Annotated in this window: 22 protein-coding genes; 15 read left to right on the forward strand and 7 right to left on the reverse strand. The window is 67.8% G+C overall.

All coding sequences use genetic code 11. From position 1 onward, the window contains the following. Positions 1–73 precede the first annotated feature (73 nt). Positions 74–1,714: an alkaline phosphatase family protein gene (locus QTI17_RS20820; RefSeq protein WP_286535299.1), complete on the reverse strand. Its 1,641-nt coding sequence runs from the start codon at positions 1,712–1,714 to the stop codon at positions 74–76. 402 nt (positions 1,715–2,116) lie between these two features. Between QTI17_RS20820 and QTI17_RS20825 the strand changes: the two genes are divergently transcribed. Together QTI17_RS20825 and QTI17_RS20830 are read left to right on the forward strand one after the other, a co-directional pair. After that, positions 2,117–3,625, forward strand: coding sequence for a sulfatase-like hydrolase/transferase (locus QTI17_RS20825; RefSeq protein WP_286535300.1), 1,509 nt, complete (start codon positions 2,117–2,119; stop codon positions 3,623–3,625). Continuing rightward, positions 3,513–4,310, forward strand: coding sequence for a sulfatase family protein (locus QTI17_RS20830; protein ID WP_286535301.1), 798 nt, complete (start codon positions 3,513–3,515; stop codon positions 4,308–4,310). Before QTI17_RS20825 ends, QTI17_RS20830 begins: the two co-directional genes overlap by 113 nt. Before the next feature lie 221 nt (positions 4,311–4,531). Here QTI17_RS20830 and QTI17_RS20835 read toward each other — a convergent pair whose 3' ends face one another. After that, entirely contained in the window at positions 4,532–5,254 is a 723-nt protein-coding gene (locus QTI17_RS20835) for a Crp/Fnr family transcriptional regulator (RefSeq protein ID WP_286535302.1), read from the reverse strand. A gap of 103 nt (positions 5,255–5,357) precedes the next feature. On the opposite strand from QTI17_RS20835, the gene QTI17_RS20840 reads away from it, so the two are divergent. The 4 genes from QTI17_RS20840 to QTI17_RS20855 all read left to right on the forward strand — a co-directional run bounded on the left by QTI17_RS20840 (position 5,358) and on the right by QTI17_RS20855 (position 9,573). After that, positions 5,358–6,278, forward strand: coding sequence for a beta-keto acid cleavage family enzyme (locus QTI17_RS20840; RefSeq protein ID WP_286535303.1), 921 nt, complete (start codon positions 5,358–5,360; stop codon positions 6,276–6,278). Between the two features lie 17 nt (positions 6,279–6,295). Then, positions 6,296–7,246, forward strand: a complete 951-nt coding sequence (locus QTI17_RS20845; protein ID WP_286535304.1) for a 3-hydroxyacyl-CoA dehydrogenase NAD-binding domain-containing protein — start codon at positions 6,296–6,298, stop codon at positions 7,244–7,246. Between the two features lie 41 nt (positions 7,247–7,287). Beyond that, on the forward strand, positions 7,288–9,099 hold the full coding sequence (locus QTI17_RS20850) for a feruloyl-CoA synthase (protein WP_286535305.1): 1,812 nt from the start codon (positions 7,288–7,290) through the stop codon (positions 9,097–9,099). A gap of 75 nt (positions 9,100–9,174) precedes the next feature. Then, positions 9,175–9,573, forward strand: coding sequence for a surface-adhesin E family protein (locus tag QTI17_RS20855; protein WP_286535306.1), 399 nt, complete (start codon positions 9,175–9,177; stop codon positions 9,571–9,573). Here QTI17_RS20855 and QTI17_RS20860 read toward each other — a convergent pair. Continuing rightward, a complete protein-coding gene (locus QTI17_RS20860) occupies positions 9,570–10,106 on the reverse strand; it encodes a DUF4136 domain-containing protein (protein ID WP_286535307.1) in 537 nt (178 codons plus the stop codon). The genes QTI17_RS20855 and QTI17_RS20860 overlap by 4 nt on opposite strands. A 76-nt stretch (positions 10,107–10,182) precedes the next feature. Beyond that, a complete protein-coding gene (locus tag QTI17_RS20865; protein WP_286535308.1) occupies positions 10,183–10,824 on the reverse strand; it encodes a response regulator transcription factor in 642 nt (213 codons plus the stop codon). A gap of 217 nt (positions 10,825–11,041) precedes the next feature. On the opposite strand from QTI17_RS20865, the gene QTI17_RS20870 reads away from it, so the two are divergent. From QTI17_RS20870 to QTI17_RS20880, 3 genes are all read left to right on the forward strand, one after another. Continuing rightward, the gene (locus QTI17_RS20870) at positions 11,042–11,500 is read left to right on the forward strand and encodes an FHA domain-containing protein (RefSeq protein WP_286535309.1); all 459 of its coding nucleotides are present in this window, start codon (positions 11,042–11,044) and stop codon (positions 11,498–11,500) included. A gap of 221 nt (positions 11,501–11,721) precedes the next feature. Continuing rightward, positions 11,722–12,447 (forward strand): OmpW/AlkL family protein, encoded by a 726-nt coding sequence (locus QTI17_RS20875; protein WP_286535310.1) that lies wholly within the window; start codon positions 11,722–11,724, stop codon positions 12,445–12,447. Positions 12,448–12,561: 114 nt separating this feature from the next. Beyond that, positions 12,562–14,121 (forward strand): methyl-accepting chemotaxis protein, encoded by a 1,560-nt coding sequence (locus QTI17_RS20880; RefSeq protein ID WP_286535311.1) that lies wholly within the window; start codon positions 12,562–12,564, stop codon positions 14,119–14,121. Between the two features lie 2 nt (positions 14,122–14,123). Here the strand turns inward: QTI17_RS20880 and QTI17_RS20885 are convergent, their stop codons facing one another. Together QTI17_RS20885 and QTI17_RS20890 are read right to left on the reverse strand one after the other, a co-directional pair. Next, positions 14,124–14,516, reverse strand: coding sequence for a hypothetical protein (locus QTI17_RS20885; protein ID WP_286535312.1), 393 nt, complete (start codon positions 14,514–14,516; stop codon positions 14,124–14,126). An 83-nt stretch (positions 14,517–14,599) separates the two neighbouring features. Then, entirely contained in the window at positions 14,600–15,907 is a 1,308-nt protein-coding gene (locus QTI17_RS20890) for an AsmA family protein (protein ID WP_286535313.1), read from the reverse strand. Positions 15,908–16,024: 117 nt separating this feature from the next. Between QTI17_RS20890 and QTI17_RS20895 the strand changes: the two genes are divergently transcribed. Both QTI17_RS20895 and QTI17_RS20900 read left to right on the forward strand, forming a co-directional pair. Beyond that, positions 16,025–16,453: a hotdog fold thioesterase gene (locus QTI17_RS20895; RefSeq protein ID WP_286535314.1), complete on the forward strand. Its 429-nt coding sequence runs from the start codon at positions 16,025–16,027 to the stop codon at positions 16,451–16,453. Positions 16,454–16,507: 54 nt separating this feature from the next. Then, on the forward strand, positions 16,508–17,872 hold the full coding sequence (locus QTI17_RS20900) for a solute carrier family 23 protein (RefSeq protein ID WP_286535316.1): 1,365 nt from the start codon (positions 16,508–16,510) through the stop codon (positions 17,870–17,872). A gap of 70 nt (positions 17,873–17,942) precedes the next feature. Here the strand turns inward: QTI17_RS20900 and QTI17_RS20905 are convergent, their stop codons facing one another. Beyond that, positions 17,943–20,039 (reverse strand): carboxypeptidase regulatory-like domain-containing protein, encoded by a 2,097-nt coding sequence (locus QTI17_RS20905; RefSeq protein WP_286535317.1) that lies wholly within the window; start codon positions 20,037–20,039, stop codon positions 17,943–17,945. A gap of 280 nt (positions 20,040–20,319) precedes the next feature. Between QTI17_RS20905 and minC the strand changes: the two genes are divergently transcribed. From minC to QTI17_RS20925, 4 genes are read left to right on the forward strand one after another with little or no spacing between them, the layout of a single operon-like run. Continuing rightward, entirely contained in the window at positions 20,320–21,093 is a 774-nt protein-coding gene (gene minC, locus QTI17_RS20910; RefSeq protein WP_286535318.1) for a septum site-determining protein MinC, read from the forward strand. A 60-nt stretch (positions 21,094–21,153) separates the two neighbouring features. Next, complete coding sequence (gene minD, locus QTI17_RS20915) at positions 21,154–21,966, forward strand: septum site-determining protein MinD (protein ID WP_286529352.1); 813 nt, start codon at positions 21,154–21,156, stop codon at positions 21,964–21,966. Positions 21,967–21,968: 2 nt separating this feature from the next. Beyond that, a complete protein-coding gene (gene minE / locus QTI17_RS20920) occupies positions 21,969–22,241 on the forward strand; it encodes a cell division topological specificity factor MinE (protein WP_286535319.1) in 273 nt (90 codons plus the stop codon). 43 nt (positions 22,242–22,284) lie between these two features. After that, entirely contained in the window at positions 22,285–23,400 is a 1,116-nt protein-coding gene (locus QTI17_RS20925) for a S1C family serine protease (RefSeq protein WP_286535320.1), read from the forward strand. Positions 23,401–23,427 lie beyond the last annotated feature (27 nt).

Here is a 23,427-nt window from a genome sequence, read left to right on the forward strand (position 1 = left end):
TTGGCGACATTCTCCGACTTCGAGAACGTCTGCAGCTCGAGGGCCCTGCAGGGCTTGCGGACCGCGGCCTGTCTCAGGACGTGGTCCGCAATCCCGGAAAGAGCTTGAAGGCGTCGTCGCGAAGCATCGCGATGGCCTCTGCGCCGGTGAGATTGGCGTCCGGCGAGACGGGGGGCACCGCGGCGCCCAGGGCTTTCTCGAATGCCAGCATGCTGTGCACCAGCGCCTTGCCGAGCGGCGACAGCGGCAGATCGGGTGGAAGCAAGGCGACATCGAACTTCGGAACCGGCCTTGGCGTGACCTCAGGCCATTGTTCCGGTGCCCTCGGCTGGTCGAGCGAAAGAACGGGCGCGAGGTCCGGTGCCGAGGCGTCGCGTGCGGTGAGAGGGCGCCCGAGCGACCACCGCTTGCGCAGGGTCTGGATCAATGCGGTGTGGCGGTATTCGTCATTGACCACGGTGCGCTCGGGAACCCATGCCGAGACCGCGATCGCAGGCACCCGCGCGCCTGACCGATTGAACGTGAACCCCATCTGGCCGGCAGGTGCCGAGCGGGTCGGCGGCACGGCGGGCGGGGGCGGGACATGATCGTAGGTTCCACCCGATTCGTCGAAGGTGACCAGCAGGAATGTATTGAGGTAGTTCGATCCGCGCGGCGACGACGAAGAACGAACTGCGTCGTAGACCGACGCGAGCAGCGCGTCGCCGCCCAGAAGCGAGGACGGCGGGTCGTACGGCACGCCGTGAAGCAGCGCCGAGATCGGCGGGTGCATGTCATTGTGGCCGTGCCACAGGTTCGGCTCGATGAACGAGTAGGTCGGCAGGCGGCCTCTCCTGGCGTCATCGAGAAAATCGGCGACGGTCGAGAAGTTCGTTGCGAAGCGGATGCGCAAGCGTGAGGCGTGAATGATCCCGGTGAAGGAGGCCGGGCTCGGCGAGTCGCAATACACGCGCCATGTCAGCCCCTTGGCCTCCAGGCGTTCGAACAGCGTCTCGGCCTTGTTGCGAAGGGGAAAGGAATCCGGAGGAGACATGTTGACGACGAACCCCGAAGCCGTCCCCGCATGGAAGAAGGATCGGTTGGTGAACGTCTGCGACGGCACTTCGCAGAACCAGTGGTCGAAAACAGCGAAGCCACGCGCCAGCGCCGAGGTCACCGGCATCTGCTCCGGCGTGTACCCCGTCATGATCCGGGCGTACTCGTCGTAGGTGGGCTGCCGCTTCATCTCGGCCGTGAAGGCGCTGATGTAGTCCATGACGAACCCGTCCATCGTCGGCTGCTGGCGCGGATCACTCGGCGCGTTGTACGGCGCCACCATGCGCTCCAGCGGCATGAAACGGTTCTTCGGATCCAGCGTTCCGAACAGATCCGTGTTGATGTGCGGATACTCCTCGCCAGGATCCGGTTGCGGCGTGTTCATCGTGGGCGACACGCCGTAGGGCACGAACTTGCGCTCGGCGCCTTGCTCGGCCCATTCCGGAATCGGGTTCTTGAGATCCTTGCCGATCACGCCCTCGAACGACTTGACTTCGCCCGGCGCATAGAGGCGGCCGAGCAGGTTGTCGAACGAGCGGTTCTCGAACATGAGCACGACCACGTGGTCGAGCGCCTTGCCCCGGTCGTTGCGGGACCGTTGAGCCCGAGTGATCTCGGGAAAGGCAACGCTGGCGGCTGCCGCACCGACGATCTCGATCACCTTGCGCCGTGTTGTCATGGCTTATCCCGCTGGCCTGAACATCGACCCGGACATTGCCGCGCACGCCGCGGCGATCGGTCGGGTCGCAGCGCGAAAGACTAGCTTCGTTGCGCCGTTTCACAATCCCAGCGCGCACGTAATCCACGTACGTGGGTCTTCGAGGCGGCTAGTGAGATGCTGATCAATTGATCGATCCGGCACCGCGTATGCATGCATGAAACCCCGGCGAAACGCCTGTGAGCGGCGACCGCCTTCGCAGACCAGCGCGACCAAAAATGCCCGATCCTTGCCGGAATATCCCCTCATTTGGGGATGTGGACGGCCATATCGAGCCCCCGAAGCGTTTCACCAGCTTATTGTCACTAAAATGTAACAAAAAGAATATGGAGAAACGAAATGCAAAGAAGAGATGGGAGCCCCGTGCCTCCAACCATCATCAATGTCTGGTCGGTCGGCTGGGTGATCCTGGCACCCTTGGCTCTATGGCTGCTCTTTGACAAGAGCAGCAAGGTCCTGTCCGCCTCGGCGTGGGCGGGGAGCATGCCTGATTCGGATGATTTCGTTTCGACAGTGCGCTGGCTCTCCAGCCTCAAACTGTTCCGGCTGGTGTTCGCGCTGTTCGCCGGGTATCTGATTCAACGCATCGTTTTCCCAGGCCGCCGCTGGACGGCGCCGCTGATCGGCGTGTCGATCATTGTCCTGGCAGTCCTTGGCGTCTCTGTCGCGCACCGCGACAGTCCGCTGGCCACCCTGTCGCACTGGCTCGAGGGCGCCGCACCACTCGGGTGGATGCTCCTGGTGTGCCTTTGGCGAGACGCGGTCTGCGTGGCGCTTCTAGCCATGGGCATCTCGACGCTGCTGGCAGTCACGCCGGCGTCCGCGCGGTGGTTCATCGTCCGTTCCGTGCAATGGGGTTCTGTCCTGATCTGTCTCGCGGTCGGCATCGAATGGACCTACGAGCTTGCAACGGGTCAACCACTGAGCTTTCGGATCGTGCTCCTTGGAGCCCGGCATCCAATGGAATTCCTGCCAATGGTGAGAGCGGAAACCACACCCTTCAGGGTCTTTGCGCTGATTGGAGGCAGCGTATTGGCAATGTGGTGGGGATGGCATTGGCGCTGGCTGGCGAGCGCGTCATTGCAGCGCGTCCCGAAGCTTTCTGCTGCCACGCTGGGCGGGGCGCTCGGCCTCGCGGCATGGGTTGCTCCGGTGCCTGCACTGGGCTTCGTGGAGGCCGAGCGGCATACGGAAGGGACGTTGCACGCCCTCTACAAGAGCGCGCTTCCGAGCCTGTCCGATGAATTGCGGGACGAGGCGCAACTCGCCTACCAAAGAACTGGAAACGCTCGCTGGCACAACACAGAGATGGCTCTCGAGCCCACGGACCGGGCCCGCGCGGCGAATGTCGTGATCGTGATGATGGAATCGATACGTGCGTCATCGACCACGATGCATCGCTCGGAACTGGCAACCATGCCCTATCTGCAGAAACTCGCGAACTCCGGGATGTGGATCGACGACATGAACGCGGTCATCCCACGCACGACCGCGGCATGGCATGCGATCCTGACCGGCCTGTATCCGCTGACGAATGAGGAAACGCATGTCTGGGCCAAGGAGAATGCCAAGGCGGAGCGACCCCGGAAAACCCGCAGCCTGGTGAGTGCGATGGGCGAGATTGGCTATTCCACCGCGTTCTTCACGCCCACACATCTCGATTTGCTGGATGACTCATACGTCATCGAAGCCATGGGATTCGACCGGGTCTCGACAATGAAGGACATCCTCCGCCCAGGCGAAGGCCAACTACCTTGGGGTGGCAGACGATTTGATCGTCGAGCCCCTCCTGGAGTGGGCGTCCTCACAAAGTCGGAATGGGAAACCCTCGTTGACCGTCTACATGACCAACGTGGGCCATCACGCCTATGAGACGCCAGACTCCTGGAAGAAAATCGATTTCCCGAACGTCACCAAGCCGATACTGAACGACTACTACAACTGCTTGCGTTACATCGACAGCGTGCTCGAAACGCTGGTCACGGGATATGAGCGCCTGGGCCTCCTGGACAACACGATATTCGTGATTCTCGGAGACCACGGTCAGATGTTTGGCGAGCACGGCCTCAAGCAGACGTTCAATGCCATCTATCAGGACGGCATTCATGTTCCGGCCGTCATTTACGCACCGGGCCTCATCAAGGAGGGCGTCAAGGTGAGCGGACCCAGGCAGCAGATCGACATTCTTCCGACGCTTGCGGATTTGCTCGGCTATCGCGTCGTGGATGCGGAGTTGCCTGGCATCTCTCTGCTGGCCGACGTCGACGCCTCACGCGCCCTCTTCTTCAGCAGCAGCATTGACTGGTCCTTTCTCGCAATGCGGAAGGGACCGCACAAGTACATCTACGACTACGACCGCAGCCCTCTGGAGATCTACGACCTTGCCAGCGATCCCGGCGAGGCACGCCCTTTGCAGGCCAGCACCCTGGAGCGCAATGAAATTCGAACGCAGTTGCTGCGATGGAAAATTGACACAGCCTTGGCGATGTACGGCGTACCTTCGGCAAGTTATCGCGTGCGACGCTCCTGGAAGATGGAAGATCCTGCCGCGGATTGACGCAGACGCCTTTCGGACGCTTGCGCTCGCCTCTGCTGCCGTCGTCGCGATCACGCGATCCGTGGGCGCGACGCCGCAGGCCTGCTGCAGGTAGCCGGCCATGGCTTCGACCTGCGCCAGCAGTTCGGCGTAGCTGATCCCCGACGGCAACGCCGCCTACGAGGCGGTCATCCGGCCGCTGAATCGGCGGGCCGAGCCGACAGCCTGAGCCTTCCGGCCGCTCAGATCTGGTCCACGAACCGCCGCAGCCCTTCCAGGTCGACCACGGTGATCCCCCCATACTCGATCTGCAGCAGCCCCGCCGCCCGCAGCCGGTTCAAGGCCGCGTTGCAGCGCTGCCGCGACAGCCCGGAAAGATTGGCGATCTCCTCCTGCGACGTCTCCAGGTGCGCCTGCCCCAGCGGATGCAGCCAGGGGTGGAACAGCCCCGCGATCGCCCTGGCCACCTGGCTGTCGGCGTCCAGCAGGCGCTGGGCTGCGTAGTTGCCCATGAACCAGTGCAGCCGCTCGTTGATCTGCACCAGCAGGAAGTGGTTGAAGCTCAGCTGCGTGCGGTGCAGCCACTCGAAGGTCTCGATCGGCAGCACCGCCACCCGGCTGTCGCGCAGCGCGATGATGTCGGCCGTGCGCGGCACCGCGCGCAGCAGCGTGCCCTCGCCGAACCAGCTGCCCACCGACAGGCCGCCGAAGGTCACCGAGCGGCCGTCGTCCGAGGTGATCGACCACTTGAGCAGGCCTTCGAGCGTGCCGTACCAGTGCAGCGGGGTCTCGCCGCGCCGGCACAGCGCCGCGCCGGCCGCCACGTGCTCCTCGCGCATCTCGTCCAGCACCCGGGCCTGGGCGTCGGCATCGAGCTCGGCGAACCAGCCCGAGACTTCGAGCAGGCCCGGGATGGAGAGGGAAAGGGACTCGTGTTGTCTCTGATGGTGCGGCTTGTGGGGCATGGGCGATCCTCGCCTCGTAAACCCTGATCCAAAATGTCGTCGCGATGACTGCCAGGGGGATGCAGGCCAAAAATAATACCCTGCTGTTCACAGGAGACCACCGATGTCGAAGCGCAAAGTGATCGTGACCATCGCCCCCACCGGCGGCATGGCCCACAAGTCGCAGAACCCCCACCTGCCCACCCAGCCCGCCGAGATCGCCGCCGACGTGGTGGCCTGCTGGCGGGCCGGCGCCAGCGTGGTCGCCCTGCACGCCCGCCGCCCCGACGACGGCGCCACCTGCAACGCCGACGTCTACCGCGACATCAACACCCGCATCCGCGCGGCCGGCTGCGACATCGTCATCAACAACTCCACCGGCGGCGGCGTGCACGGCGACATGGTCAAGCCGCTGCCGGGCGACCGCTGGGAGATCGCCTTCGAGGAGCGCATCAAGGGCATGGACGCCGGCGCCGAGATGTGCACGCTCGACGCCACCACGCTCAACCTCTCGTTCGAGGGCCGCGAGATCCTCATGGACACGCCCCTGACCAAGGGCCGGGCCCTGGCCGCCGGCATGAAGGCGCGCGGCATCAAGCCCGAATGGGAAGTGTTCAGCCCCACCCACATCCTGCAGGACACGACCACGCTGATCCAGGAAGGGCTGGACGACGAGCCCTACTTCATCAACCTGGTGATGAACGTGCACCGCAACTTCCAGAACGCGATGCCCTACTCGCCGCGCAACCTGCAGCTGATGGTCGACACGCTGCCCAAGGGCGCGATCTTCGGCGTCAGCGGGATCGGGCCGTCGCAGCTCGAGGCCAACATCGCGGCGCTGCTGCTGGGCGGCCATGCGCGCGTGGGCCTGGAAGACAACCTCTACTACCGGCACGGCGAGCTGGCCACCAACCTGCAGCTGACCGAGCGCATCGTGCGGATCATCCGCGAGATGGACATGGAACCCGCCACGCCGGCCGAGGCGCGCGAGATCATGGGCCTGCCGCGCGTCGGCGCGCCCCGGCCCGAGTTCGCGCCGCACTGAACATGACAGGCACCGAGATGAGCCACACGCCTTCGGACGTGAAACGGGCGGCGGTGGTCGCCACCGGCGTCATCGGCGCCAGCTGGGCCGCCTACTTCCTGGCGCGCGGGCTCGATGTAGACGCCACCGACCCTTCGCCCGGCGCCGAGGCGCGGCTGCGCGAAGCGGTGGCGCAGCACTGGCCGACGATGGTCCGCTTCGGGCTCGCCGACGGCGCCGCGACCGAGCGGCTGCGCTTCCACGCCCGGCTCGAGGACGCGGTCGCCCAGGCCGATTTCGTGCAAGAGAACGGCCCCGAGCGCATCGACATCAAGATCGACCTGTTCCGCCGCATGGATGCGGCGGCGCCGCCCGCCACCTTGCTGGCGTCGAGCTCCTCGGGGCTGGCGATCAGCGCGGTGCAGTCCGAATGCAAGCACCCCGGGCGCGTGGTGCTGGGCCATCCGTTCAACCCGCCGCACCTGATCCCGTTGGTCGAGGTGGTCGGCGGCGAGCACACCTCGGCCGAGGCGATCGCGCGGGCCATGGCTTTCTACAGCGCCATCGGCAAGCGCCCGATCCACGTCCGGCGCGAGGTCAAGGGCCACATCGCGAACCGGCTGCAGGCGGCGCTGTGGCGCGAGGCCTTCCACCTGGTCGAGCAGGGCGTGGCCACGGTCGCCGACATCGACACCGCGATCGCGCACGGCCCGGGCCTGCGCTGGGCGCTGATGGGCCCGTTCATGAACCTGCACCTGTCGGGCGGCGCCGGCGGCATCGCGCACCTGCTCGACCACCTGGGCGGGCCGATCGAGGACTGGTGGCACGACCTCGGCGCCCCTTCGATGACGGCCGAACTCAAGCGCCAGGTGGCCGAGGGCATGGCCGACGAACTGGGCGGGCGACGCAGCGCCGACCTCGAAGCGGCGCGCGACGCCCTGCTGCTGGACCTGATCCGCGCCAAGGCCGCCTCGGCCACGCTCGAATAAGACAAGACCACGAGGCCCGACAGCGGCCTGGAGACACTCGTATGGCCCCCAACGGCTTCCTGGACGACGCGCGCCAGATCGCGCCGCCGCGCGCGCTGCGCATCGACTTCGACGACGGCTCCTTCGCCCTGCGCTCGCCGGTGGCGCTGCGGCCCTACGCCCGCTGCGTCGGCGAGTGGCTCGAGCGCTGGGCGCGCGAGACGCCCGACGCGATCGCGCTGGCCGAGCGCGACGACAGCGGCGAGGGCTGGCGCCGGCTCGACTACCGCGCGCTGCGGCAGGCCGTGGGCGCGGTGGCGCAGGGCCTGCTCGACCTCGGCGTGCCGGCAGGGCGGCCGGTGGTGATCCTGTCCGACAACGCGATCGACCATGCCGTGCTGATGCTGGCGACCCTGCACATCGGCCGCACGGCCTGCTCGCTGTCGAGCGCCTACTCGCGCATGGCCAAGGACCCGGCGCGGCTGCACGGCATGCTGCGCGCGCTCGACCCGGCGCTGGTCTATGCGTCGGACGCCAGGCTCTACGGCGCCGCGCTCGACGGCCTGGCGCTCGACGCGGCGCGGGTCTTCAGCCGGCATGCCGACAGCGTGCCGGGCGCGCTGTCCTTCGAGCGCCTGCTGCAGACGCCCGAGACGCCGGCCGTGATGCAGGCCTTCGAGGCGATCCTGCCCGACGCCCATGCCAAGTACCTGCTGACCTCGGGCTCGACCGGGCGGCCCAAGGTGGTGATCAACACCCACCGCATGCTGTGCGCCAACCAGCAGATGATGGCGCAGACCTGGCGCTTCCTGGACGACGAGAAGCCGGTGCTGGTCGACTGGCTGCCGTGGAGCCACACCTTCGGCGGCAACCACAACCTGCACATGGTGCTGTGCCATGGCGGCGCGCTCTACATCGACGAGGGCCGGCCGGCGCCGGGACTGATCGAGAAGACGCTGCGCAACCTGCGCGAGGTGCGCCCGACCTTGCTGTTCAACGTGCCGCGCGGCTTCGACATGCTGCTGCCCTTCCTGGAAGCCGACGATGCGCTGGCGGCCGAGGTGATGTCGCGGCTGCGGCTGGCCTTCTATGCCGCGGCGGCGCTGGCGCCGTCGACCTGGCAGCGGCTGGAGGCGGTCGCGCGGCGCGTGCGGCCGGGGCATCCGCTGTGGCTCACCACCTCGTGGGGCGCCACCGAGACCTCGCCGGCCATCACCTCGGCGCACTGGCGGCTCGACGGCGCCGGCTGCATCGGCGCGCCGCTGCCGGGGCTGGAGCTGAAGTTCGTGCCCAACGGCGACAAGCTGGAGATGCGGGTCAAGGGCGTGTCGGTGTTCCCGGGCTACCGCAACGCGCCGCGCGAGACCGCCGAGGCCTTCGACGACGAGGGCTACTACCGCATCGGCGACGCCGGCTACCTGGCGGACCCGGCGCGGCCCGAGCGCGGCGTGATGTTCCACGGCCGCGTGGCCGAGGACTTCAAGCTCGCCAGCGGCACCTGGGTCTCGGTCGGCACGCTGCGGGTCGACCTGGTGTCGCGGCTGGCGCCGCTGGTTCAGGACATCGTGGTCACGGGCCACGACCGCAGCGAGATCGGGCTGCTGGTGTTCGCCAGCCCGCAGGCCGCGGCGCAACCGCGCGAGGCCCTGCACGCCGCCCTGCTCGGCGTGATGCGCACGCTGCGCGATGCCGGCGCCGGCTCCTCGCAATCGCCGGTGCGGGCGCTGGTGCTGGGCGCGCCGCCCGACATCGACGCCGGCGAGATCACCGACAAGGGCTACATCAACCAGCGCGCGGTGCTCACGCGGCGCGCCGCCGAGGTCGAGCGGCTGCATGCGGACGCCGACGACCCGGAAGTGGTCAGACTCGCGTAAGCGGCGCGCATCCGCCGCTGGCTAGAATCGAAAATTCATCGCCGGCGGAGATTTCTCGACGTGAGAAGGTGGTTCGTGTTGTTCGGATTGTTCGCCTGCCAGGTCCAGGCGCAGTCCCCCTGGTTCACCGTCACCGGCAATCCGGCAGATCCCGCCGTCGACACGGTCGAGGTCGATCCGGTCGTGGTGCGCGCCGACGGCGCGCTCAAGACCATGAACGTGCGCGTGAGCCGTGCCGCCGAGCGGCGCAACTGGGACGGCCTGCCCTACCGCTCCTATGAATCCCGGGTGGTGTTCGACTGCCGGGCCCGCAAGGCCTCCTACGTACAGGCGACCTTCTATCCCGTGCCTCTGTGGCGCGGGTCCCCGAAGTCCACGGTCGACTACGGCGCCAATCCCCAGCCGATGCTGTTCCGCGACGTCGAGCCGAACCCGACCCAGCGGCTGATCCGCGCCGCCTGCCAGCCGCGCTAGCGTTTCGGGGCGCCCGGCGGGAAGTCGGCGAACAGGCGGTCGAGCGTGCGCTGCACCGTGGCGTCGAGCCGCGACGGATCGTCGGGCAGCACGCCCTCGGCACTCCCGCGCCAGATCGCGCGCCGGCTCTTGGCGTCGAACATGTCGACCACCAGCGTGCCGGCCCGGTAGTTGTCGACCGACATGGTCACGCTGTCGCGCGCGCCGCTGACGCCCAGCCAGCGCAGGTCGTGGCCGATGCCGCTGTAGAAGTTGTTGAAGGTCTGGCCGTCGCGCGTGGTCACGTGGGCCGCGACATGCACCTCGCCATCGGCGACCCGCTTCCAGCCGCGCGCCTGCAGCCGGGTGTCGATGCCCTGGATGACGCTCTGCGGCACCAGCGCCGGGTCGCCCGCCGGCTCGGCGATCCAGCTGTAGCTGCGCAGGGCGCCGAAATCGGTCTTGACGTCGAAGTCGGTCTTGACGGTCACCGGGCTCGCACAGGCCGCCAGCAGGCTCGCCAGCGCGAGGGCAAGGAATCGTCGTCCGATCATGGATTCTCCTGAGTGGCGAGCGTCCGACGGGCGCCCTGCGGCAGGATGGTACAGCCGGGCCGCGGCGGCCCCGAGCTCAGGCGACGGCGGCGAGTGCGTTCGAGGTCAGGTGGCCGTTGGTGCGCGCGTAGTGCAGCGCCTGGGTCCGGCTGTTGACGCCGATGCGGCGGTACAGGCGCCACATGTGGACCTTGACCGTGTCCTCGCTGATCTCGAGCCGCTCGGCCATCTCGCGGTTGCCCAGCCCCTCGGCGATCAGCTGCACCAGCTGGACCTGGCGCCGGGTCAGGCCGGCGCTGCTCTCGGGCGCGGCGGCCGGCGCTTCGTCCTTGTCCTGTTCCGACTTCAGTACGCTGCGCAGGCCCTTGATCAGGCCGGCGGCGTCGGAAGCCTTCTCGATGTAGATGTCGGCGCCGGCCGAGAGGCACAGCGCCTCCATGTCGGCCGCGGGCAGCGCGGAGTAGACCGCGATCGGCACTTCGGGGTGCTCGCGCCGCGCCGCCTCGACGCCGTCGCAGCCCTTGGTGTCGGGCAGGTTGAGGTCGAGGCAGATCAGGTCGGCGGCGCCGTTGCGCTCGACCGCGCCGGCCAGCTTGTCGAGACGATCGATCTCGACGATGCCCGCCGCCGGCTGCAGCCGCCGCAGCATCAGGGCAATGGCGTCTCTCATCATCGGGTGGTCGTCCACCACGTAGAAGACATTGCGCGCTTTTCTCATTACCAGGTTCTTTCCGACACTCGGGATGGGCTACGGCGAACAGATTCGCCGAAAGGGCCGAGCGTAGTGGACGAAACAACCGATTGCGAGCACCTTCCGGCGTCCGGGCCCTCGCGAGCGCGACCTAAGTCTCAGTTTTCGGAACTCGATCGACTTCAGGAATCGCCCGGCGCTGCCGAAATGCGATCACCTCAACCAACCGAGCAACGAGATTGAAATGTCCAGACTCATCGTCCTGACCCGCCACGGAAGCGTCCGGCAGGTCAACATCAAGGGGCCGATCACCACGATCGGGCGCGATCCGTCATGCGGGGTCCACATCGACAGCCTGGGGGTCAGCCGCCATCACGCGGCGATCCACTGGACCGGCGACCGCTTCGTGCTGACCGACCTGGCCAGCCGCAACGGCACCTTCGTCAACAAGGTGCGGATCCGCGAGCGCGCCCTGGCCAACGGCGACGCGATCAGCACCGGCGACTGCCAGCTGCGCTTCCTGTACGAGACCCGGCCGCTGCCCACCGAGGAAGCGCTGCGGCTGGTCACGCTGTCGCACGCGCCGGTCGATATCGATGCCGCCGTGCGCGAGCGCAGCGACTGGGCGACCTTCTTCCGCCAGGGCGCCCGGGCCCGGCATGGCGACGGCCACCGTTCCGGCCGCGGCGAGCGGCGCGTCTGACCGGCCGCCGAAGCAAAAAAATGGCCCGCACGAGGCGGGCCGAATGATCCCTGGTCAGAAGATCCCTGGAGAACCAGCCTTGTTATCGACAGATCGTGGAAAAACTTGAGGGTTGGCCGCCAGTTCCGAAACTGTTACCGAGGCGACACGTGTAAGTGAACCCTCGCTCAGTCAACTTATCCTATGGAGCCCTCCCGCTACCACTCCAACACGGACATCAGATGAAGACGAAGTTTTTTGCACTCGCAGCCCTTGCCGCCCTCGGATCGGGCAGCGCCCTGGCCCAGAAGGCCGGCGATTGGCAGGTCGGTGCCGGCTGGCTGCACTTCGCGCCGCAAGACTCGAGCAAGCCCCTCACCTTCACCTCGCCGATCGCCGCCGTGGTGCCGGGCTCCGGCGCCAGCGTCGGCACCTCCGACACGCTCGGCCTCAACCTCACCTATTTCATCGACAGCCACTGGGCGGTCGAAGGCGTGATGGGCGTGCCGCCGAAGTTCAAGCTCTCGGGCGAAGGCACGCTGGGCCCGATCGGCGAGCTCGGCGAAGCCAGGCAGTGGAGCCCGACCCTGCTGGCCAAGTACTACTTCAACGACGGCGAAGCCAAGTTCCGCCCCTACGTCGGCCTCGGCGCAACCTACGTCTGGTACAGCGACGTCAAGCTCACGCCCGGCCTGCAGGGCGCGCTCGCCAACCGGCTGGGCCTGCCGCCATCGGCCCTGTCGGCGACCACGGCCAAGCTCGACAGCTCGTTCACGGCGGTGTTCAACGCCGGTGTCGCCTACCAGTTCGATCCCCACTGGGGCATGGCCTTCTCGGTCTCGTACATTCCGCTGAAGACCACGGCCAAGCTGACCACCACGGCCCGCGGCTTCCCGGTCGCCACCAGCGAGTCGAGCCTGAAGGTGAATCCGATCGTTCCGTACCTGGCGGTCACCTACAAGTTCTGAGCCGGGCCGCGCCCGACGGCCGTGATCCTGACGGACGGGGCGAGACCTCAAGTTTTTCGGCGGGCTGCCGATATACCTGGGCGTTCTCCCTTCGTCCCCTCTGGAATCACGACCATGTTCTTGAACAATTTTTCGATAGGCAGGCGCCTGGCCCTCGTGCTGGGCGCCATCCTGGCCCTGTTCCTCGCCACCAGCTTGTTCGCGGTGCTGAAGCTGCGCGAGCTCGGCGTCGAGATCGAGGGCATGGTGACCGACAACGTCAAGACCGAGCGCGCCGGCTCCGACTGGCTGCGCCACACCAACTCGGGCGTGCAGCGCGCGGCCGCGATCGCCAAGAGCAGCGATCCGAGCCTGATCGCCTACTTCGCGCCGGCCACCGCGGCCTCGATCAAGGACACCAACGCACTGCAGAAGTTCATCGAAGGCCAGATGACCGCGCCCGAGGAACGGGCGCTGTTCCAGAAGGTGGGTGAGTTGCGCAAGGACTACCTCGCCGCCCGCGAAGAAGTGAGCAAGCTCAAGCTCGCCGGCGACCTCGAAGGCGCCGAACGGGTCTTCAGCTCGCGCTTCGAACCGACCTCGGTCAGCTACCTGGCCGGTGTCCAGCAGATGGTCGACCTGCAGCGCGCCGCGCTCGACGCTGCCGCCGAGCGGGCCCAGGCCATGCGCGCGCAGACCACTACCCTGCTGATGGTCTGCTCCGCGGTCACGCTGGTGCTCGGCAGCCTGCTGGCCTGGGGCCTGTCGCGCAGCATCACGCGGCCCCTGCGCCGCGCCGAGGCCACCGCCCAGGCAATCGGCGCGATGGACCTGAGCGGCACGGCCGAAGCCAGCTACGCCAAGGACGAGACCGGCCTGCTGCTGCGTGCGATCGACGGCATGCGCACGGCCCTGCAGACGTCGCTGCAGCAAGTGCATGGCGTGGTCGCGAACGTGTCGACCGCCAGCACGCAGATCGCGACCGGCAACCAGGACCTGTCGTCGCGCACCGAGCAGCAGGCCAGTTCGCTGGAAGAGACCGCTGCCTCGATGGAAGAACTGACCTCGACGGTGAAGCAGAACGCCGACAACGCCCGCCAGGCCAACCAACTCGCGGTCTCGGCTTCCGAAGTCGCCGTCAAGGGCGGCAGCGTGGTGAGCCAGGTGGTCGACACCATGGGTTCGATCAATGCCTCGTCGCGCAAGATCGTGGACATCATCGGCGTGATCGACGGCATCGCCTTCCAGACCAACATCCTGGCGTTGAATGCGGCGGTCGAAGCCGCTCGCGCCGGTGAGCAGGGCCGCGGCTTCGCGGTGGTGGCGTCGGAAGTGCGCAGCCTGGCGCAGCGCTCGGCGGCGGCGGCCAAGGAGATCAAGACCTTGATCGGCGACTCGGTGGAGAAGGTCGAAGAGGGCAGCAAACAGGTGGCGGAGGCGGGTCGCACGATGGAAGAGATCGTCGACAGCGTCAAGCGGGTGACCGACATCATGGGCGAGATCACGGCGGCCAGCCAGGAGCAGACCTCCGGCATCGAGCAGATCAACCAGGCGATCACGCAGATGGACCAGGTGACGCAGCAGAACGCGGCACTGGTGGAAGAGGCTGCGGCCGCGGCGCAGTCGCTTCAGGAGCAGGCCGGCAACCTGTCGCAGGTGGTGGGCGCGTTCAAGCTCGAGAAGAGCTACGGCTGAGCCTAGACCTCCGCCTCTTCGTCCTTCTCCGCATGCGTTTCGCTGAAGCGCCGTTCGGCGGCCGTGAGGTGGGTGGTGAGCACGTGCGAGATCAGGTTGATGCCGATCCCGGCGAACAGCGCCGGCAGCAGGTAGAGCGCCACCCGGATCTCCGAGACGAAGAACACGTCGTCCGCCAGCGAGGGCGTGACGGCGGCCAGGCTGGACAGCCGCTGCAGGAAGTAGACGTTGACGGCCGCTATCGCGACCAGCGAGAAACCCAGCGCCAGCACCGTCCAGCGTGAGATCGCCTGCTTGAAGATCATCACCGCGTAGAGCGTGAACGGCAGCACCACCGAGAAGGCCACCATCAGCCAGAAGATCGTTTCCGTGAAGACAGAGTTGCTGATGCGCATGGCGGGAACCTCGGGATGGGCGGTGCTGGCACGGGACGCGGACGTGGCGTCGGCGCGATTCTCGCCGCTGTCGCCGAGCGCCATCAATGCGGCTTCGCCGGCGGCTTCTTCTTGTCGTCGCTGCCGAACAGCCTTTCCATCTGCTGGCCGATGCGGGCACCGATCGCGGTGCCGACGCCCGGCAGCACGGCCGAGCCCACGGCGGCCCCGGTCAGCGCGCCGCCGGTCAGCGACAGCTCGGGCGCATCGAGCGTGCCGCCCACCTTGAGCGGCACGCCGACCACGCCGTCGACCAGGTCCACCGCCAGTTCGCCGTCGAGGCGGCGGTTCAGCACCGTGGCGCTGCCGCTGGCGGTCAGCACGCCCGAGCGCGCCTTGACGGCGCTGTAGCGCAGCACCGTGCCGTCCTCGCCGGCCTGGGTGTCGAGGATGCCGCTGAGGCTGTCGAGCGAAGTGCGGCCGCCCCGGCTGATGCCGGCGCTGCGCACCGCCTTGGCGAAGTCGAAGCCATTCAGCGTCGCGGGCGCGATCGTGAAGCGGGTGCGGGTGTGCAGCCGCCGCACCAGTTCGCCGGCATCGGCGCCCTCGGCGTCGACCGTGGTCTGGCCGCCGAGCTTGCCCTCGACCGCCGCGTGGCGACCAAAGCTGCGCAGCAGCGCGACAACGTCGACGCCCCGGGGCTCGAGCTCGGCGCCGAGGCGAACGCGGCCGTTGTCCAGCACCTGCAGCACGGTGCTGCCGTTCCAGGTGCCGCCGCCGATGTCGATCAGCGTGCGCCAGCGGTCCTGCCCGCCTTCGCGCTCGAGCCGCAGGCGGGCCGGCGGCGTGAGCCCGGCACGCCGCAGCTCGGCCTCGCGCGGGCGCCAGCCCGGATCGAACAGCACGTCGGCGTCGTAGGCCAGCGCGATCTCGCGGCGGTCGATCCAGACCACGTCGCGCAGGCGCAGGCGCGCCAGCGGCACCTCGGCCAGGGTCCAGGCGGCGCCCGCCAGAAGGCCCGGCGCGCCGACGCCTTCCGCGTTCCAGCGCCCGCGGAAGGCGCGCACCGAGGCCCGCGGCAGCACGGCGCCCTCGATCTCCAGCGACTCGATCGCGATGCGGCGCCCCCATAGCGCAGCCAGCCGCGGCCGGATGACGACCCGGCGCGCCGTGATCGGTGCCGGCTGCTCGGTCGCCAGGTCCGACAGCACGACCACCGGCGAGGGCCGCAGCGACCAGTGGGCCGACCCGACCTTCAGCCCGATGCCTGAAGCCTTCTGGAAGCGGGCACCGACTTCCGCCGCCAGTTCGCCATCCGTGGGCAGCCACAGGTTGAGCAACAGCGCGCCCCCGCCCAGCAAGAGAGCTGCCGCAGCGGCGAGGCCGGCGATCCATCGCAGGGGGCGGGTCATGTCGAGGAGCATCGCCCCGCCCGGCCGCGTGCGCTGTCAGCCATGGGCGCGTTTACGCCCTGCCGGCCGGCGCGACCTTGTCGCTATAGTTTTGACAATCCCGACACGGAGCTTTTCATGCGCATCTGGAAGAAAGACATCTCGATCGAAGCCCTGACCCGGAGCCACGCGAACACCGCGACGGCCTTGCTGGGCATCGAATTCCTCGCCATCGGCGACGACACCATCAGCGCCCGCGTGCCGGTCGACCATCGCACCGTGCAGCCCTACGGCATCCTGCATGGCGGGGTCTCGGTGGTGCTGGCCGAGACGCTGGGCTCCTGCGGCGCCTACTACTCGGCGCCCGAGGGCCAGCGCGCGGTCGGGCTGGACATCAATGCCAACCACATCCGCGCCGTCACCTCGGGCTGGGTCACCGGCACGGCGCGGCCGGTGCACCGCGGCCGCACCACGCAGGTCTGGCAGATCGACATGTACAACGACGCCGGCGACCTGACCTGCGTCTCGCGCATCACCATGGCGGTGCTGGCCCCGCAGGCTGGCTGAACGCTCCCCGGCCCGCGCGCCGGCCAAGAACAACAACCGAGGAAGAAGAAGACCATGAGCGATTCCTACCTGCCCCGCTGGCGCAAGGTGTCTGCCACCGCGGGCACCATCGTCGCACCCGACGAGCGCCTGCCATGGCCGCAAACGGCCGCGATGGGCGTGCAGCACGTGATCGCGATGTTCGGCGCCACCGTGCTGGCGCCGATCCTGATGGGGTTCAACCCCAACATCGCGATCCTGATGAGCGGCATCGGCACCCTGCTGTTCTTCTTCATCACGGGCGGCCGGGTGCCGAGCTACCTGGGCTCCAGCTTCGCCTTCATCGGGGTGGTGATCGCGGCCAGCGGCTATTCGGGCACCGGGCCAAACCCCAACCTGGGCGTGGCGCTCGGCGGCATCATCGCCTGCGGCGCGGTCTACCTGCTGATCGGCGTGCTGGTGGCCTTCACCAACGAGCGCCGCACCAAGGCGGCGCCGGTGCGCGGGCTCGAAGGCCTCGAGGTCGAAGAGGTCGAGCAGGATGTCGCCGTGCACTGGATCGAACGGCTGATGCCGCCCGTGGTGACCGGCGCGGTGGTCGCGGTGATCGGGCTCAACCTGGCGAGCGTGCCGATCAAGAACATGGCGCCGACCGGCTTCGACACCTGGATGCAGGCCGTCACCTTCCTCAGCGTGGGCCTGATCGCGGTCTATGCGCGCGGCATGGCGCAGCGGCTGCTGATCCTGATGGGCCTGATCGCCGCCAGCCTGGTCTACGCCGTGCTGACCAACGGCATGCGTCTGGGCAAGCCGATCGACCTGGGTGCGCTCGCGGCGGCGCCCTGGTTCGGGCTGCCGACCTTCTCGAAGCCGGTGTTCGAGGTCAACGCGATGCTGCTGATCGCGCCGGTGGCGATCATCCTGGTGGCCGAGAACCTGGGCCACCTGAAGGCCGTGGGCGCCATGACAGGGCGCGACCTGAACCCGATGCTGGGCCGGGCCTTCATCGGCGACGGCGTGGCGACCATGGTGAGCGGCGCGGTCGGCGGCACCGGCGTCACGACCTACGCCGAGAACATCGGCGTGATGGCGGCGACCAAGATCTATTCGACCGCGATCTTCGTGGTGGCGGCGCTGATCGCGCTGGTGCTGGGCTTCAGCCCCAAGTTCGGCGCCCTGGTGCAGGCGATCCCGCTGCCGGTGATGGGCGGCGTGAGCATCGTGGTGTTCGGCCTGATCGCGGTCGCCGGCGCCAAGATCTGGGTCGACAACAAGGTCGACTTCTCGCAGAACAAGAACTTGATCGTGGCCGCGATCACGCTGATCCTGGGCACCGGCGACTTCACGCTCAAGTTCGGCCAGTTCGCCCTCGGCGGCATCGGCACCGCGACCTTCGGCGCCATCCTGCTGTATGCGCTGCTGAGCCGCGCGCGCGACTGACGAAAAAAAGCCCCGCGCGGGCGGGGCCTTGGAGACCGCGCAGCCCGGGAGGGCCGCGCAGTGACTTGCTTCAGTTGGCCGGGATGCGGGTCGAGAATCCCTTCAGGAACAGCACCTGCTGCGCGCTGGTGGCGGAGAGCTGGAACAGGTTGATGCTGGTGCCGCCGTTATAGACCGAGTTGCCGTTGATCGTGGTGCAATGGTTGTCGGTGCCGCCTTCCGACGAACAGTAGACCTTCGCCTTGCGCGCCGAGCTGGCGACGTCGACCTTGTCCTCGAACTGCACGCTGCTCGACGAGGCGCCGTAGACCGTGAAGGCGGTCGGGGCCGGGGCGCCGTCGGGCACGGTCCAGGCGTCCAGGTCGCCCTCGGCGCTGAAGTCGACCAGGCTGGGCTCGTTGGCGGTCGGCGCATCGAAGACCAGCGCCTGGGCCGGCGCGATGCCCTTGATCTCGTTGCGCATGCCGGCCGTGAGGTCGGCGAACTTCAGCTGCCTGGCCTCGGCGATGGTCGGCACCCGGGTGATCATGCGGTGCGTCTGGACCACGTTGGCCTTGTTGGTGTCGACGTGGAAGAACTCGACCTTGAAGGCGCCCTGCTCCGGCAGCTGGCGCAGCTGCTCGTCGCTGAGCTGCGGGCTCAGGAAGTACGAGCTTTCGAAGTCGGCCGGGCTGCCGCTCTTCGACGTATCGCGGAAGCCCGCGGCCAGGCGCAGCAGCGAGGTGCTGGCCGAGTTGCCGTCCGGCTTGTCGACCACCAGGTTGGCATTGCCCGCACCCGGCTTGTAGGTGTAGCTGGCGCCGTTGGGTGCCGTCACGACCGCCTTGGTGAAGATCGCATTGCCCTGGCCGTCCTTCCGGTTGGGGATCGAGACGTCGTAGGACACGCTGAGGTAGTTGTAAGCAGGCGCGCTCACGAAGTCGCGGTCCTGCACGGTCGGCGCGACGCTGACCGAGTAGTTGTACTGGTTGCCGATCAGCTTGAAGGTGCCGCCGACGTCGCGCGCGACGATGGTCTGGTTCTGCACCGCGCCCGTGCCGTCGGTGGTGCGGTAGCTCAGCACCTGGTCGCCGTTGGCACGGAAGAACTGATGCTCGCCGCGGTCGTACTTGACGCCCGTGGCGCCAGGACGGAACAGGCCGGCGAAGGCGCCCTGGTTGTTGATGTCGCGGCCGACAGTGCTGCCGTTGCTGAGGTAGCTGGCCGGGTTGTCGTTGACGAACAGCGTGCGGCACTCGGTGGCGATGACCTGGTCCGGGCCACCCGTCACGGCGGTGCTGTCGTTGGCCGCGGTGACGCGCTTGCTCAGCGGCAGCGCGAAGCACTGGGTCAGGCGGTCGAACAGCGAGGCCACGGCCAGCGAGGCGCCGGCCGGCGCGAGCGTTGCGGTGGCAACGGATTGCGGCAGCGCCGGCAGCGTCGCGTCGCTGCGGAAGCTGATCGAGAGCGGGGCGGCGTCCTCGCTGGTGGGCACGGCCTTGACCGTGATCTCGATATTGGCGCCCGCGCCGTCGGGGCGCACGCTGACCGAGATCGAGTCCAGCAGCCGGTCGTGGCCCGAGCCGTCGGCCGTGAAGGCGCCGCTGATCGGGTCGACGGCGTCGCCCAGCAGGGTCAGCAACGGCTTCAGCGCGGCGACCAGCTCGGCCACCTGCTGCTTGACCGTGCTGTCGGTCACGGTGTCGGGCTTGGTCGCGATGGCACCCGCCAGGCTGGCCGGGTTGCCGTCGGGCGACAGCCGCGAGACGATGATGGTCGTCAGCGGCGTGACGTTGACGTTGCCGCCGGTGGCGCTGGCGGTCGTGCTGTAGAGGGTCAGGTCGTCGCGGGCGGCCGTGACCACCAGCGGCGCCTTGGTGTCGGCCGGCAGGGTGCATTCGTAGGCGCCCTTGGCATCGGTCTCGGTGGTGCACACCGTGACGCCGCGCTGGTCGACCACCGTCACCTTGGCGCCGGCGAAGGCGGCTCCGGTGGCGGCGATGCCGTTCAGCTTGGCGGCGGCCGTGGTGCCGCTGTTGCCGCCGCCGGTGGTGCCCGAGCCGGTGCCCGCGGTGGTGCCAGTGGGCAGGAAGCCGCCGCTGCCGCCGCCCCCTCCGCCGCAGGCGGCGAGCGACAGCAGCAGCGCTGTGGACAGGGCAATTCGGCTTTTCGGGTGGGTACGCAACAAAATCAGACTCCTCAGGTGAAATTCGGCCCGCTAACGAACTGTTACAGCGGTGCAACGAGTCTCGGTGCCGATGGCGGCGCGATGAATAGTGCAATTGCACTAAGCGAGTGCGGGCGCGGGCCGCGGGGCGTGAGGGATGTCACGGGGCGGGCGAATCGATGGGCCGCCCAAGTGAAACCTGGTGCAAGAAATGTTGTCCGCGAGGCCGTTTGGAGCGCCCTTTTTCCACGCGGAGCCCCGTGCCCGTTAGACTCCAACGCTTTTCGCACCAAGCTTTTCCATGGCAGATGCATCCGCCGCGCGCACCAGGGCGGTATTCGAATTCAAGAGCGCCACGCTGCCGCTCATCGCGGTCATCCTCAAGACATCCGATCTCGAGGTGCTGGCGGAAGCGCTCGACGCCCAGTTGGCGGACTCGCCCGACTTCTTCGAGCAGGAGCCGGTGGTCATCGACCTCTCGCAACTGCCCGAAGAAGACCCGGCGGACGCCGGCCGCGCGCTCGACTTCACCGCCCTGCGCGGCCTGCTGGCGCGCCACCAGACCCAGCCGGTGGCGGTGCGCGGCGGCAGCGATGCCCAGAACGCCGCGGCCCGCGCGGCCGGCCTGTCGGTCACCGCGATGCCGGTGGCGCCGGTGCCCCGCCCTGCCCCGGCGCCCGCCGAAGCCCCGGCGCCGGCCCCCGAAGCGCCCCAGATCGTGCGCGAGGTGCCGGTGCCGGCCAACGGCACGCTGGTGATCGACAAGCCGCTGCGCTCGGGCCAGCAGGTCTACGCCCGCGGCGGCGACGTCATCGTGACCGCGCTGGTGAGCTACGGCGCCGAAGTCATCGCCGACGGCAACGTCCATGTGTACGCGCCGCTGCGCGGCAAGGCCATTGCCGGTGCCCGGGGCGACACCTCGGCGCGCATCTTCACGACCTGCATGGAGGCCCAGCTGGTGGCCATTGCGGGCATCTACCGCACGGCGGAGGTGGCGCTGCCGGCCGAGATCGCCGGCAAGCCGGCCCGGATCTCGCTCGACGGCAAGAAAATCGTCATGGAGCCGATCCTGTGATCGAGGGCGTGTGCGCCCGGCGACCCAATAACTGAAACGAACGAACGAAGAAGGAATGGCATGGCCAAAATTGTGGTGGTGACCTCGGGCAAGGGCGGCGTCGGCAAGACGACCACGAGCGCGAGCTTTGCATCGGGACTGGCATTGGCAGGCAAGAAGACGGCCGTGATCGATTTCGACGTCGGCCTGCGCAACCTGGACCTGATCATGGGCTGCGAGCGGCGCGTGGTGTACGACCTGGTCAACGTGATCCAGGGCGAGGCCAACCTGAGCCAGGCGCTGATCAAGGACAAGCAGTGCGACAACCTGTTCGTGCTGGCTGCCTCGCAGACCCGCGACAAGGAAGCGCTGACGCAGGACGGCGTCGAGAAGATCCTGAAGGAACTGGCCGAGCAGGGCTTCGACTACATCGTCTGCGACTCGCCGGCCGGCATCGAGACCGGCGCGATGATGGCGATGCACTTCGCCGACGAGGCGCTGATCGTGACCAACCCCGAGGTGTCTTCAGTGCGCGACTCGGACCGCATCCTGGGCATGCTGGGCTCCAAGACCAAGCGCGCCAAGGAAGGCGGCGAGCCGATCAAGGAACACCTGCTGATCACGCGCTACAACCCCAACCGCGTGGCGGGCGGCCAGATGCTGTCGCTGGAAGACATCCAGGACATCCTGCGGATCAAGCTGATCGGCGTCATCCCCGAGTCCGAATCGGTGCTGCAGGCCTCCAACCAGGGCGTGCCGGCGATCCACGACAAGGACACCGACGTGGCGCAGGCCTACAGCGACGTGGTGGCGCGCTTCCTGGGCGAGGACAAGCCGATGCGCTTCGTCGACGCCGAGAAGCCGGGCTTCTTCAAACGCATCTTCGGAAGGTAGCCATGTCCCTGTTTTCCTTTCTGCTGGGCGAGAAGAAGAAGACGGCGAGCGTCGCCAAGGAGCGGCTGCAGATCATCCTGGCCCACGAGCGCAGCAGCCTGGGCGCCAAGCGGCCGGACTACCTGCCGGAACTGCAGCGCGAGCTGATCGCGGTGATTTCGAAGTACGTGTCGATCAAGGCCGAAGACATCAAGGTGCACCTGGAGAAGCAGGACGACCTGGAGGTGCTGGAGGTGAAGATCGAGCTGCCGGACGCGCTGGTGGTGCGGGGGTAGAGGTTCGGCGGGGCTGCGGCGGGATGTCGGCGCGCTTGCTTGAATGAAGGTCAATTCGATCACTCTGCATCGACTGTGGATGCTGCTCGCCCAAGCTGTGACCGTGGGTGCCGGCCTGCTGATCGCCTGGCAAGCATTCCGCCCTGCCGCGTCGCCGCCCGCCCGCAACGACATCGTCACGATTCATGAGGCAGGCGGCAGCTCATCGCTGGCGAACACGATACTTGGGCGGCGCGACACGGGCTATCGCTTGGCGGCGCGCAAGGCGTCGGCCTCGGTGGTCAACATCTACACGCGCGGCGCGCCAAGCCGCCGCAGCCGGCGCGGGCAGGATTCGCTGAGCCTGGGCTCCGGCGTGATCGTCGCGGCACAGGGCTATATCCTGACCAACAACCACGTGGTCGACGGTGCGACTGAAATCGCCGTCATGCTGCCGAACGGCAAGGTGGCTGACGCGCAGTTGCTTGGCCGCGACCCCGACACCGATCTCGCTGTGCTGAAGATCGATGCGACGGGCCTCCCGCCGATCACATTCGCGGAGGCGGGTTCGGTCCAGGTGGGTGACATCGTGCTTGCCGTGGGTGACCCGTTCGGGGTCGGACAGACCGTGACTCAGGGCATCGTGAGCGCAACCGGCCGGAATCGGCTTGGCATCAACACGTTCGAGAACTTCATCCAGACCGACGCAGCCATCAACCCCGGCAACTCGGGCGGCGCATTGGTGGACATCGACGGCAACCTGGTCGGAATCAATGCGGCCATCTACTCGGAAAGCGGAGGATCCCAGGGCATCGGCTTCGCGATCCCGGTGAGCTTGGCGCGCGAGGTGATGGACCAGATCATTGCGCATGGGCGCGTCGAGCGAGGCTGGATCGGCGTGGTCGCGCGCGATGCCAAGCGCAGCGCCCCCGATGCATCCGGCGCGGTGGTAGAGAAGGTCCAGCGCGGTGGGCCGGGCGAGAAAGCCGGATTGCGCGTGGGCGACACCGTCACTTCGATGAATGGCAAAAGCATCGCCGATGCCACGGCCCTCATCAATGAGACGGCGATGCTGGCACCCGGCAGCCGCGTCGAATTCAAGTTGACTCGCCAAGGCGTGGCCATGGCCGTGGCAATTGAACTGGGCCGGCGTCCAATGCCGGCAGACAGGCGCCGGTGATCGTCGTCACGGCCAAAGAGGTTTGTG

Origin of the sequence: Variovorax sp. J31P179 (assembly GCF_030316985.1) — a bacterium.
Classification (GTDB): domain Bacteria; phylum Pseudomonadota; class Gammaproteobacteria; order Burkholderiales; family Burkholderiaceae_C; genus Variovorax; species Variovorax ginsengisoli_B.